Raw genomic sequence first — 13,400 nt, forward strand, 5'->3', positions numbered from 1 at the left:
AGTGGCAAGTGGATGATTAGAGTTACTTTCTAATGAAGTAAATAGACTCAATATTTCTTCATTATTTAGCTCGTTCGTAAAACTTTCATAGTGATTCACTGAAAAGTTACCTTCAGTAAGTGTCCCAGTTTTATCCATCATGATGTAATCAATGTGTTGTGCGATTTCTACAGATTCTCTGTTTTTTATGATTAAACCATTATGTGCGCCTATAGAAGTAGAACGTGCTGTAACTAAAGGTATTGCCAATCCCAATGCATGAGGACAAGCAATAACTAATACGGTTACAAGTCGTTCGAGTGCGAAATCAACGTTATTTTGAATAAGCATCCATACAATAAATGAAATCAGCCCAATTCCTACGGCAAAGTAAAACAAATAACCTGCGACTTTATCCGAGAGGAGTTCAGCTTTTGACTTATCGTTTTGCGCTTGGTTAACAAGACCCATAACTTGAGATAGGTAGCCGTTTTCACCCGTAGCTGTCACTTTAACTTGTACTGTGCCTGAACCATTAATTGAACCCCCAATAACATCATCATTATGAGTTTTATGAACTTTTTTTGATTCGCCAGTAACTAATGATTCATCAATTGATGTTTCTCCTTGAACAATGATTCCGTCTGTGGGTATACTTTCGCCTGCTCTGACTTCCACAATATCGTCAATATAAATATCTGATATTTTAACTTCTTCTCGTTGATTATTATCAATCAGTTTCACTGCAGTATTAGGTAAAAGTTCTGCCATTTTCTTCAGTGCATTGCCTGCATTACCTACTGCGTTCATTTCAATCCAATGACCTAATAACATGATTAAAATTAAAGTCGCTAATTCCCAGAAAAAGTCCATTGTATGTGTGGATGAACCACTGAAATTATTCATATAAAAGGCGTATAAACTATAAATATAAGCAACTGAAATACCTAGAGCAACAAGCGTCATCATTCCAGGTTTTTTAGTTGAAATTTCATCTTTAGCCCCTGATAAAAATGGCTTTCCTCCATAAAAGAATAAAATAGTAGCAAGAATTAATACAATCCAATCTGACCCTGTAAATGAAAATTGAAACGGTAATTTAACCCCCATCATGGGTGATAAAATAATAATCGGTATCGCAAAAATCAAAGAAATAAAGAATTTACTTTTAAAATTCCCATGATGATGTGCATGATCGCCATGACTAGCGTGATTCTCATGTTCTTGATGGCTATGATTCTCATGATTTTGATGTTTTTCATTATTCGGCAAAATAAAACCTCCTAATTTTATATTTTTAGAGATAGTAATAAGATAATGTGAGTATAACATATACCCCCTGGACGTATATATTATTTAGTATTTTTTATTTTTCAGCGTTCAGAAAATTTGATAGCCATTTAAATAGAAACTTTAGTCTTGGTTTGTCCATCGCCAAAGAAATTGTGGCATTGCATGGGGGAATATTGAAGTTGAGAGCAAACTAGGCAAAGGCGCTGGTTTTATACTTGATATCCTGATTATCATTATGACTGTGGTAAACCGACGTCCAAGAGGTATATTCATATTGCTGGGTTAAATTGCTGTGTTTCCAGGCACATACTTATTTTATATTCGTTTCTTTAGTTGCAAGAAATAAAAACGTGGCACATGGGGGCTTTATCTCCAATGTGCCACTCCTTATATTATTTGGTTTTGTTTACGCGATTTCTTTACAAGCTTCTACACATTTAAAGCACGTCTCTGCACAATTTTGACAATGGTCATGGTTATGCTTCTGACATTCATTACCACATGCTCCGCATACTTTGGCGCATATTGTCGCCAAATCAGAAGCAAATGGTGAATTTCTTGTTAGCGATTGTTCTAAAAATGCACAGATGTCTGCGCATTCACGATCCAGACGGATGCACTCTGCCATCATTGTCATGTCTTTTTCCTTCAAACAGGCATCGTAACAATGATTACACGCTTCCATACATTCATGTAGCGTTTGAACCAGATTGTAATATTGTTTATCAGTCATTTGATACACCTCCAATGAAATCTAAATCTCTTAAATTAATTCCCATTCTATTTAGTAAATAAACCGATAATTGCTGAACTCCATAGAAACTGCGCAGGATTTTAATATCAAATGTACTTCTCTTAATATTTTCTTTCTTTTTTAATTCTGTATATAGTTTGCCTTGTTATACCGACTTTTTTAGCTATCTTACTAATTGACATTTCTTTATTCAGTAGTTCAACAATACGATAATAAACAAGTCTTTTTTGAGGGTCTTTAGCATCGGGAGAATACAGAACAGGTCTTCCTTTATAAATACCTTTTTCTTTGACTACTTTAATACCTTGAGCTTGTCGACGTTTACTTTCATTTCTTTCTTGTTCTGAAATCATTGCCAATATTTGAATGATTAAATCTTTCATAAACTTATCTAGTAATGGATTACCAATCACTTCATTCATCATGGGTAAACTCGTTATCATTAATTGAACTTCTTTATCTTTTAAATAATTAACTGTTTGGATTATTTCATCGTAATTTCTTCCTAGTCTATCAATAGACTCAATAATTAAACGATCTCCCATTCTTAAAAAATTTAATACTTCTTGAAATACAGGTCGATTTTCTATAGATTTCCCTGATTGTTTTTCAGTGAAGATTTTCTCAGCACCAAAAGATTACAAATTTTCAATTTGTCTATCCAAATTTTGATCAACGGTAGAAACTCTTGCATATCCAACTATCATTTTTAACACCCTTTCTCATACACCCTAATCATACAAACGAATGTAGCATGTCAATTTACTTGCTATATGAGAATTTTTTAACTTTATAAATAAGAAAGAGAAGTACAAATATTAGTTGTACTTCTCTTTCTTATTTATAAAACAATTTGAATAATCGCAATAATAATTAAAATACTGATGATCCACTTTTGTACAAAACTAGGGACTTTTTTACCTAATTTTAAACCTAACGGAGCGAAAATAATACTCCCTATTATTAAAAATAACGCATCTTCTAAAGGAATGTAACCTTGTATAAGTTTAATGATAAAGGCGCCAATTGAAGATATAAAAGCAATTACTATACTATTAGCAACCACCGTATTCATTGGTAATTTGAATAAAACTAATAATATAGGAATAATAATAAAGGCGCCGCCTGCTCCAACTATACCCGAAATGATGCCAACGAAAAGACCCACAATAACCAATAAAGGCTTATTAAAGGAAGATTGGTCTGAACTAGGTTTTACGTTAATAAACATTAATATTAATGCAAGTAAAGCAATGATAATATACACCATATTTACAAATGTAGCATCAAATAAATTTGCTAGCAAAGCCCCTAACATGCTCCCTATAATCATACCTCCTCCCATATAAAGGACCAACTGGGGTGAGAATTCTGGTTTTTTTCTTGCTTTCAAAGAGCCACTTAAGGTACTGAAAAAGACTTGGCTAGAAGTAAGTCCTGATGCGATATACGCGCTATATGCAGGAGCCCCAAATAGTGGCGGTAACAATAAAATGGCTGGGTAAATAATAATAGCGCCACCTATACCTACTAGACCAGATATAAATCCTCCGAACACTCCGATGAGCAACATAATGATAATATTTATAATATCCATTATTTACTTTTCACCAATAAGTTAACAGCTTCATTAATGATTTCTTGTGAATCTTCATTGTTGTCATCAGCTGAATTGACGCATTCAATTAAATTTTCGCTAATAATAATCCCCATTAATCTTTGTAATGAACTTTTTGAAGCACTAAGTTGCGTAATCACATCTTTACAATGCTTTTCTTCTTCCATCATTTTTACAACGCCATTTAATTGCCCTTGTACTCTATTAATACGATTGATCATGTTTTTATCATAATTCATAGTAATTTCCTCCACTTTTAATTGAATAGAGTCATAATAATAAATTAAAACAAGTTTGTCAAATACGTGCAGGGGTATTTGACAAAAAGAGTTATATCTTTTAACATACCCTTATAGGTATTTAACAGGAGGTTATTATGAAACAATATAATGAAAAACATATTAATGATTTAAGTAAATCAGAATTAGAAAAATTAACTTCTCAAGGTCAATTGATTGATGTAAGAACACAAGAAGAATATGAATTGGGGCACATCAATGGTTCCACACTGCATCCTGTAGATGAGATTGAGTCGTTCAATAAAGACAAAAATAAAACCTATTATGTACACTGTAAAAGTGGTAACAGAAGTGCTAAAGCTAGTAAATATTTAGCTGAACAAGGTTATGACGTTGTAAATTTAGACGGCGGCTATAAAGCTTATGAAGAAAAAAACGTCAGCGATGATACAAAAGAAGAAAACACAAATGTAGAAATTAAAGCAGAGCGTAAACAATTAAACTATAGTGGTCTTCAATGTCCAGGCCCTATTGTAAATATCAGTAAAGAAGTAAAAAATATTCAAGAAGGTGACCAAATTGAGGTTACAGTCACAGATCCAGGATTCGCAAGTGATATTAAAAGCTGGGCGAAACAAACGGGACACACATTAGTAAAACTTGATGGGGGTGACAATGAAATTAAAGCGATTATTCAAAAAGAACAACCCAAAGATTTAGAAGTGAGTCATACGTCTAAAGGCACTACAATTGTACTATTTAGTGGAGAATTAGATAAAGCAGTGGCAGCAATGATTATTGCGAATGGTGCTAAAGCTGCAGGAAGAGATGTAACCATCTTTTTCACTTTCTGGGGACTTAACGCGTTGAAAAAAGCGCAAACAGCTAACGTTAAAAAGAAAGGTATCGCAAAAATGTTTGATTTTATGTTGCCAAAAACACCCTTGAAAATGCCACTCTCTAAAATGAATATGTTCGGTTTAGGTAATATCATGATGCGCTACGTAATGAAAAAGAAAAATGTTGATTCATTACCATCACTTATCGACCAAGCAATCGACCAAGATATCAAATTAATCGCATGTACGATGAGCATGGATGTCATGGGCATTAAGAAAGAAGAATTAAGAGACGAAGTTGAGTACGGCGGTGTAGGCACTTATATAGGTGATACTGAAAACGCGAGTCATAATTTATTTATTTAATTAAATCTATTAAAATAAGGAGTTCTTTATATGTTTTTTAAACAATTTTACGATAACAATTTATCTCAAGCATCTTATTTAGTTGGCTGTCAACGCACAGGAGAGGCAATAATAATTGACCCTGTACGTGACTTAACAAAATATATGGAAGTTGCAGATAGCGAAGGTTTTACAATTACACAAGCTGCAGAAACTCATATCCACGCTGATTTTGCTTCAGGCATTAGAGATGTGGCAGAACAATTAAATGCAAACGTATATGTATCTGGCGAAGGTGACGATGAATTAAGTTATCGTAATATGCCAGAACAAACACATTTTGTTAAACATCAAGATATTATTCATGTAGGTAACATTAAATTAGAAGTATTGCATACACCTGGTCATACCCCTGAGAGTATCAGTTTCTTACTCACTGATGAAGGTGGCGGCTCAAGCGTTCCAATGGGCTTATTTAGTGGCGATTTTGTCTTTGTTGGTGATATCGGTAGACCTGATTTACTAGAAAAATCAGTTCAAATGGAAGGTTCTACAGAAGTTAGTGCGAAACAAATGTATCAATCTATAGAAAGTGTTAAAGATTTACCAGATTATATTCAAATTTGGCCAGGTCACGGTGCTGGAAGTCCTTGTGGTAAAGCATTAGGCGCCGTACCAATGTCTACGCTAGGTTATGAAAAAATAAATAACTGGGCATTTAGTGAAACTGATGAAACCAAATTCATTGAAACATTAACATCAAATCAACCAGCACCACCACATCATTTTACACAAATGAAAAAAATTAACCAATTTGGTATGGAGTTATATCAACCATACAATGTTTATCCTAGTTTAAACAATGAAAGAATAGCATTTGATCTTCGTAGCAAAGAAGCCTTTCATGGTGGTCATACTAAAGGGACAATCAATATTCCTTACAACAAAAACTTTATTAACCAAATCGGTTGGTATTTAGACTATGAAAATAGTATAGATTTAATTGGTGATAAATCTACCGTTGAACAAGCAGCGCATACTTTACAATTAATTGGATTTGATAATGTAGCAGGTTATCGTTTACCAAAATCAGAAATTTTAACCCAATCCATCCATAGCGTTGATATGACTGGTAAAGAAGAATATATACTTGACGTACGTAATGAAGAAGAGTGGAATAATGGGCACTTAGATCAAGCAGTCAATATTCCGCATGGTAAATTATTAAATGAAAATATTCCATTTAATAAAGAGGATAAAATATACGTACATTGTCAGTCAGGTGTTAGAAGTTCAATCGCCGTGGGTATCTTAGAAAACAAAGGATTTGAACATGTCGTAAATATTAGAGAAGGCTATCAAGATTTTCCAGAATCATTAAAATAATTTAAGAGTGTACAGAAAATAACCATTTTCTGTACACTCTCTTTTTATGTCGAAATAAGTGAGTATCGCATATATTTCTGTGTTCATAAACCCAACAAAAAATCTATGTTCACAAAAGACCTTGTAATTAAGTTATGGTACACTGAAGGTGTATATAGGAGGTTTGTCTTTTGAAAATAGGTTATGCAAGAGTTTCAACTGGATTACAAAATTTAAATTTACAGGAGGATCGATTAAATGCATATGGTTGTGAAAAGATATTTAACGACCATATGAGTGGTTCAAAAAGTAAAAGACCTGGTTTAGATAAAGCCATTGAATTTGCGAGGTCAGGAGATACGATTGTTGTTTGGAGATTAGATAGACTAGGACGTAATATGGAAGATTTAATCACATTAGTTAATGAGCTTAACGAACGAGGTGTAAGTTTCCATAGTTTAGAAGAAAATATAACGATGGATAAATCAAGTTCTACAGGGCAATTATTATTTCATTTATTCGCAGCATTTGCAGAATTTGAACGTAATTTAATTTTAGAACGTTCTTCAGCGGGGCGAATTGCAGCTCGTGCTAGAGGACGCTATGGAGGTCGACCAGAAAAATTAAATAAACAAGATTTGACTTTACTTAAAACACTTTATGATAATGGAACACCAATTAAAACTATTGCAGAGCAATGGAAAGTTTCACGTACAACAATCTATCGTTATCTCAATAAGTTAAATAACCAAGAAAATAAAGATAAATAAAAATATTACTAAGTTTTAAGAAAGCTAAAAAATCAGACAGGATACACCCTAATCATACAAAATAAGTTGTTGAATTTATAGTAACTTAAACGTATGATTAGGGTGTATATTAATTGTGGAGTGAAAATGAATGATTGTAGGTTATGCAAGAGTATCTTCGGTAGATCAGAAATTAGAGAGACAGCTAGATAATTTGAAAACATTTGGCGTAGAGAAAATATTTACAGAGAAACAATCGGGAAAGTCAGTAGAAAATAGACCCGTATTTCAAGAAGCACTTAACTTTGTGAGAATGGGCGATAGATTTGTAGTAGAATCGATTGATCGCTTAGGTCGTAATTATGATGAAGTGATTAACACAGTTAATTATTTAAAGGATAAAGAAGTTCAATTGATGATTACTAGTTTACCTATGATGAATGAAGTCATTGGCAATCCTTTATTAGATAAGTTTATGAAAGATTTAATCGTACAAATATTAGCAATGGTCTCAGAACAAGAACGAAATGAAAGTAAACGTCGACAAGCTCAAGGTATTCAAGTTGCGAAAGAAAAAGGTGTATATAAAGGGCGTCCGTTACTTTATTCAGCGAATGCAAAGGATCCTCAAAAACGCATTATTTATCATCGAGTTGTGGAAATGTTAAAAGAAGGCACAGCTATCAGTAAGATTGCGAAAGAGGTTAATATCACAAGGCAGACAGTTTATAGAATTAAGAAAGATAGCGTATAGCGTCTCAATTTTTATAACAGTACAAGAAAAGGAAATACAAATATGCATTCCCTTTTCTAATATAATATTTTCTTAATTTAATAATTATACAACCTTAAAAGTAATTAACTGGAGCTATTAAAAATTAAGTTAATATCAAGAAACATCTTTTTTTAGTAATACCTCCAAATATAAGCCTAAAATAATACCTATTGGAATTCTCAAAAAGGTAGTAAGAATATCACTTAAGACACTACATGATACTAAAATCCAAGCAAGACTCATCCAAGAAAATTTCTCATACTTAAGTCTTCTATCTTTTTTTATAAAAATCTATAACTTTTACTATTACAGCTACAACAATTCCTAGTACTATTAGTTTTCCAATCATATCCCAGAAACTAAAACCGGATGAAGATGTTTTTTCATACATTTCATTATTTCCATCGACTGTATATTGGTTATCATAATTACCAGTTTTATCATTTTCTAGGTAGGACATTAAATAGACAATTTTATCTCCGTCTTTTTTAAACTCTGAATAGAAAGTAAAACCATCAAAATCATCATTAAACTCTTTTCCATCTGTCTCAATAGTTATAATATCTTTGTCATCATCATCCTCTACAATTTCATAAGAGTTTTCAGTCTCTCCTTCACTTGTTATAGTAGTTTCTTTCCCATCTTTGAAAATAATTTTATTACTATTATTGGTACCTTCCCATTCACCTTCTAAAAACTTCTCATCATCACTTTTACCACATGCAGTTATTAATAAAGTTATAGCAACTAAACCTACAATTAATATTAATTTTTTCATTTGTTATCTCCCTATTTATTATAATTTTATTTTACTAAATTATTCGATATATTTAACAAAATATTTAAAATTAATATATTGTAATATTAAATATAAATCAATTGAAATACTTACTCTTAAATTATAGTATTAATACATATTAAACAAAGGTATTAGTAGGTATTTCATTATGTTACGTATAACTACTATGGGCCCTTTAAAAGATGGAACAGCAAGGACTTTTACAATATTAAATATTGCAGGGTACTACGCTAAGAAAAAGAAAAGGGTACTTACTATAGGACAAGATGCTCAGAAGAATTTAAGTAACTTCTTACAAAAAGAAGATGCTGAACATAGTAAAACTATTTATGATGTACTATTCAATAAAGTGGATATCAAAGAAGCTATTTATAAATCAAGATTTGAAAATATAGATTATGCTTCTGACTCTAAAAGAATGGATGAACGCAGTGTTCATGTAGATAAACTTGCTATTAAAGAAGCTCTACAATCTTTATACAATGATTATGATGTAGTTCTAATAGATAATGCCCCTATATTAACTAGTGGAGTAGTAAGTGCATTCGTTGCAAGTGACAATGTAATTATTACTACAGAACTTGAACGTTTCTCACTAGAAAACATTACAGATATGATTAATGAAATAGTTGAAACAAATGATAAAGCTGAAATATATATAGTTCCAGTTAAAGCTGTAACAAACAGTAGGGTACATAGAGAAGTTAGACGTGAAATAGAAAACTTCATTAGTCAAGTAGATTACTTACATCTAGCCGAATCAATACCTTTCAGTATTGAAATGACTAACCGTATCTATGATGGTGAAATACTTGTACAACATAAAGCAATATCAAAAGCTCATAGACAATTAAAACGAGCTTTAGAAAAATTAGCTAAGGAGATTGATTAATATGGCTTTAAACCTAGACCCAAACAATATTAAAAAAAAAGACTGAAACTAAGTAAGAACAACTAAAACAAGAAGTTGTAGCTAATTCAGATAAACTAAATGTTAAAGATAAAATTGAAGAATATTCAGATGAAAGAATGACTTCAGGGCGTATTAATGAAACTCATAAACGTTCAACTTTTTTAGTAGACCAGGACACACTAGACAAATTACAAAACTTAGTAGACCTAATGGAGGGTACTAATGGATTAAATAATCAATATCAAGATAACTTAACTACTAAACAAGCTAGAGATAATAGACTATTAGCTAAAGGTTTTAAATCTAAAATCATCAATTATGCATTAGATACTGTACTTGAAGAGTGGGAGAGTACCGAAGGCTTAATTCCAAGTGTTGAAAAAGTGAGATATAAGAACCCTGAAGGTACTTATAATAGAGCATTTAAATTTGAAGAAAATGGCATTCTGTATTACCTTGAACAAAATAATAAAGGTCATGAAGTAAAATATCTAGCTACTGATTCAGATATTACTGAAGATGAAATTAATGAATTGTTTACGGACAAGGTAGAGTTAGCTGAATCTCAAAGAGGTGAATAGTATGTACTCAATGAAAACTTTAATAAAAGGCTATAAGCGTGAAATAGATGCATTACAGAATGCTCAATCTTATACACTAAATAGTAAAAACATTGATAAACATGTAAAACCTAGCGTAAGGGGGATATATGCTTTTTATCACAATGGTACTCTTATCTATATTGGACAAGGTGGAGGCAATATAGACCAAAATACTACAAGTCAAACATTAAAGACACGTTTAAAACAATACACTGGTGAAAATGATAGTGGTACTAAAAACGTTAAAAATTACCTAAAAGAAAATGGAGTTTCTCATTCTTCTGATTTAGAATTTAGTTTTATCTCAATTGCTGATTGTAGATTAATTAAAATTATTGAATTAGTAATGATTGATTACTTTAAGCCACAAGTAAATAAATAAGGTTCTGTTGCAAAGTAAAAAATATAGCTAACCACTAATATATCATGACAGTGTTCGCTTAACTTGCTAGCATGATGCTAATTTCGTGGCATGGGGAACATCCGTAGATCTGAAGAGGCCTGTGGTTCTTTTTATATAGAGCGTAAATACATTCAATACCTTTTAAAGTATTCTTTGTTGTATTAATACTTTGGTATCTTGTCTTTCTTACTTTAATATGACGGTGATCTTGTTCAATGAGGTTATTCAGATATTTCGATGTACAATGACAGTCAGGTTTAAGTTTAAAAGCTTTAATTACTTTAGCCATTGATACCTTCGTTGAAGGTGCCTGATATGTAACTACCTTTTGAGGTTTACCAAATTGTTTAATGAAACGTTTGATAAACGCATATGCTGAATGATTATCTCGTTGCTTACGCAACCAAATATCTAATGTATGTCCCTCTGCATCAATGGCACGATATAAATAACTCCATTTTCCTTTTATTTTGATGTACGTCTCATCAATACGCCATTTGTAATAAGCTTTTTATGCTTTTCCTTCCAAATTTGATATAAAATTGGGGCATATTCTTGAACCCAACGGTAGACCGTTGAATGATGAACGTTTACACTACGTTCCCTTAATATTTCAGATATATAACGATAACTCAATGCATATCTTAGATAGTAGCCAGCGGCTACAGTGATAACATCCTTGTTAAAATTATACTATAAATTCAACTTTGCAACAGAACCAAATAAACTCTGGGTTATTTATAGGAAATGCGCAAGTTTTTAAGAAAACTCAAAAATGTTACAATTACATTTGAAAACGATTCCAACGAATTGTTATTTGATATAGCTATTTAATCATTGAATTGAATGACTATATCAAGTAATGAATAGGAGAGATAGAAATGAATGATACAGATCAAATACATACTAAAAATACTGAAGAACAAGGTATTACACTACCCTATTTAAAAAAAGCAGTTATTTTTTCTATTACATTTGGCTTCTTCGGAGTAAACATGGCATTTGCACTTCAATCAGCAATGATGGGAAGAATATTTCAAACACTAGGCGCTGACCCGAATAACTTAGGGTGGTTTTTTATTTTGCCACCATTAGCAGGAATAATTGTACAACCACTTATTGGATACTATTCTGATAGAACTTGGACTAGATTTGGACGTCGGATGCCGTATCTTTTAATTGCTGGTCCAATTGGAGCGATTGTATTAGTTCTATTACCTAATGCAGGTTCATTTGGATTTGGATATGCATCACTTATGGCTTTGTCATTTGGTGCAATCATGACGTTACTTATGGATTTGACTTCAAATGCGTGCATGCAGCCCTATAAAATGATTATTGGCGATATGGTAAACGAAAAACAAAGAGATATGGCCTGGTCATGGCAACAAATCTTCTCAAATTTAGGTGGTATTATTGCTACACTATTACCATTTTTACTAACAATTATGGGAATGAGTAATGTAGCCCCTAAAGGGGAAGTACCGATGACAGTAAAATTAGCTTATTATATTGCAGCAGCGGTATTACTCATTGCTTCTATTTGGACTGTCCTTTCCGTTAAAGAATATGAACCTAAAGCATATAACTATTATCACAGAATTTCAGATGATAATAGGAATGAGAAATTAAATTTATGGCAACTGTTAAAAACTGCGCCTAAACAATTTTGGCAAATTAGTGTAGTTCAATTTTTTAATTGGTTTGCATTAATGTATCTCTGGACATATTCAACAGGTGCAATAGCAAAAAATGTATGGAATGCGACAGACCCTTCTTCAGCAGGATATCAAGCAGCAGGTAACTGGTATGGTGTTTTATACTGTATACAATTTTTAAGTTCAGTTATTTTTGGTTTTGTCATTGCAAAATCTAAACCTTCTCAAAGAAAATTCTGGTATAGTTTTGGATTAATTTTTGGTGGATTAGGTCTTATTTCAATGTTCTTTATTCATAACCAATGGTTACTCATTATTTCATTTATATTCATTGGTATTAATAACTTAACGATGAACACCCAACCATTTACACTATTAACCGAAGCAATTGATGGAGAAAATTCAGGAGCTTATCTAGGCTTATTTAATACAAGTATTTGTCTACCACAAATTGTCGCTTCTGTAGTAAGCTTTGCACTTTTCCCACTATTAGGAAGTTCAATGCCTGCGATGTTATTATTTGCAGGAATCATGATGCTTCTGGGTGCAATCTCAGTTAAATTTATTAACGCAAAATTTGAATGAAATACTGAAAAATAAGGGCCTTTCGTATAATTTAATAACAACTAATCAAGACAAGAAGAAAACAAGCCGAGATCTCGGCTTGTTTTCTTTACATAATCGATGATTATCAGAAGTTTGATTCACATTAAAAAGGCACAACAAGTTCATGAACTTGTTGTGTCTTTTTAATTGCAATTAGTTACCAAATAAACGACTCCAAAATCTCTTTTTAGGTGGTTCTGCCTCCCTATTATCACTGGAATCACTCTTCGTTTTTTCAACAAACTTATCCTCTTTTGTTAATTCATCTGTACTGTCATGCTTGTTCTCTTCAATTATATTTTTATGATTTACTTCAGTTGGTTGACATTCTTTTTGTTGTTGGTTGATATTTTGATATTCTTCAGTAAAAGTTGCTTCTTGTGGATTAATATTCTGGGTTCTGTTGCAAAGTTGAATTTGTAGTATAATTTTAACAAAAAGGAGTCTTCTGTATGGACTATTT

The 13,400-nt window shown here is 32.0% G+C and carries 13 protein-coding genes and 3 pseudogenes; 8 read left to right on the top strand and 8 right to left on the bottom strand.

The window, feature by feature from the left end; translation table 11 throughout:
• The 5 genes and pseudogenes from copB to cstR form a co-directional block, all read right to left on the bottom strand.
• Positions 1–1,251 (bottom strand): annotated as a pseudogene (copB, locus tag KA883_RS00485) (copper-translocating P-type ATPase CopB); the annotation flags it as partial.
• Positions 1,252–1,678: 427 nt separating this feature from the next.
• A complete protein-coding gene (locus KA883_RS00490; RefSeq protein WP_031917994.1) occupies positions 1,679–2,005 on the bottom strand; it encodes a four-helix bundle copper-binding protein in 327 nt (108 codons plus the stop codon).
• Between the two features lie 122 nt (positions 2,006–2,127).
• A pseudogene (locus KA883_RS00495) lies at positions 2,128–2,733 on the bottom strand (recombinase family protein).
• A 134-nt stretch (positions 2,734–2,867) separates the two neighbouring features.
• A complete protein-coding gene (locus KA883_RS00500; RefSeq protein ID WP_031863945.1) occupies positions 2,868–3,623 on the bottom strand; it encodes a sulfite exporter TauE/SafE family protein in 756 nt (251 codons plus the stop codon).
• Positions 3,623–3,883, bottom strand: a complete 261-nt coding sequence (cstR, locus tag KA883_RS00505) for a persulfide-sensing transcriptional repressor CstR (RefSeq protein WP_031863946.1) — start codon at positions 3,881–3,883, stop codon at positions 3,623–3,625. The genes KA883_RS00500 and cstR overlap by 1 nt, the downstream gene beginning before the upstream one ends.
• Positions 3,884–4,020: 137 nt before the next feature.
• Here cstR and cstA point away from each other — a divergent pair, with 137 nt between their 5' ends.
• From cstA to KA883_RS00525, 4 genes are all read left to right on the top strand, one after another.
• The gene (cstA, locus tag KA883_RS00510; protein WP_012816716.1) at positions 4,021–5,088 is read left to right on the top strand and encodes a persulfide response sulfurtransferase CstA; all 1,068 of its coding nucleotides are present in this window, start codon (positions 4,021–4,023) and stop codon (positions 5,086–5,088) included.
• Positions 5,089–5,118: 30 nt separating this feature from the next.
• Complete coding sequence (cstB, locus tag KA883_RS00515; protein WP_069827825.1) at positions 5,119–6,453, top strand: persulfide dioxygenase-sulfurtransferase CstB; 1,335 nt, start codon at positions 5,119–5,121, stop codon at positions 6,451–6,453.
• 170 nt (positions 6,454–6,623) lie between these two features.
• Complete coding sequence (locus KA883_RS00520; RefSeq protein WP_047504988.1) at positions 6,624–7,202, top strand: recombinase family protein; 579 nt, start codon at positions 6,624–6,626, stop codon at positions 7,200–7,202.
• Between the two features lie 130 nt (positions 7,203–7,332).
• A complete protein-coding gene (locus tag KA883_RS00525; RefSeq protein WP_031903439.1) occupies positions 7,333–7,935 on the top strand; it encodes a recombinase family protein in 603 nt (200 codons plus the stop codon).
• A gap of 292 nt (positions 7,936–8,227) precedes the next feature.
• On the opposite strand, the gene KA883_RS00530 is transcribed toward KA883_RS00525, so the two are convergent.
• The gene (locus tag KA883_RS00530; protein WP_031903438.1) at positions 8,228–8,734 is read right to left on the bottom strand and encodes a hypothetical protein; all 507 of its coding nucleotides are present in this window, start codon (positions 8,732–8,734) and stop codon (positions 8,228–8,230) included.
• A gap of 169 nt (positions 8,735–8,903) precedes the next feature.
• Between KA883_RS00530 and KA883_RS00535 the strand changes: the two genes are divergently transcribed.
• From KA883_RS00535 to KA883_RS00545, 3 genes are all read left to right on the top strand, one after another.
• On the top strand, positions 8,904–9,647 hold the full coding sequence (locus KA883_RS00535) for a ParA family protein (RefSeq protein WP_078099310.1): 744 nt from the start codon (positions 8,904–8,906) through the stop codon (positions 9,645–9,647).
• Positions 9,648–9,784: 137 nt separating this feature from the next.
• On the top strand, positions 9,785–10,249 hold the full coding sequence (locus KA883_RS00540; RefSeq protein WP_224727994.1) for a hypothetical protein: 465 nt from the start codon (positions 9,785–9,787) through the stop codon (positions 10,247–10,249).
• Between the two features lies 1 nt (position 10,250).
• Complete coding sequence (locus KA883_RS00545; RefSeq protein ID WP_031903436.1) at positions 10,251–10,652, top strand: hypothetical protein; 402 nt, start codon at positions 10,251–10,253, stop codon at positions 10,650–10,652.
• Positions 10,653–10,710: 58 nt separating this feature from the next.
• Here KA883_RS00545 and KA883_RS00550 read toward each other — a convergent pair.
• Positions 10,711–11,345, bottom strand: a protein-coding gene (locus KA883_RS00550; RefSeq protein WP_348634413.1) for an IS6 family transposase whose coding sequence is annotated in 2 segments (ribosomal slippage) — positions 10,711–11,180 and positions 11,180–11,345 — 636 coding nt in all. Because the reading frame shifts where the segments join, the coding sequence is not laid out codon by codon here.
• A 209-nt stretch (positions 11,346–11,554) separates the two neighbouring features.
• On the opposite strand from KA883_RS00550, the gene KA883_RS00555 reads away from it, so the two are divergent.
• Complete coding sequence (locus KA883_RS00555) at positions 11,555–12,916, top strand: SLC45 family MFS transporter (RefSeq protein ID WP_210139812.1); 1,362 nt, start codon at positions 11,555–11,557, stop codon at positions 12,914–12,916.
• A gap of 174 nt (positions 12,917–13,090) precedes the next feature.
• On the opposite strand, the pseudogene KA883_RS00560 reads toward KA883_RS00555, so the two are convergent.
• Positions 13,091–13,400, bottom strand: a pseudogene (locus KA883_RS00560) (hypothetical protein); the annotation flags it as partial.

It is taken from the genome of Staphylococcus sp. GDY8P54P (assembly GCF_017892645.1).
Classification (GTDB): Bacteria; Bacillota; Bacilli; order Staphylococcales; family Staphylococcaceae; genus Staphylococcus; species Staphylococcus ureilyticus.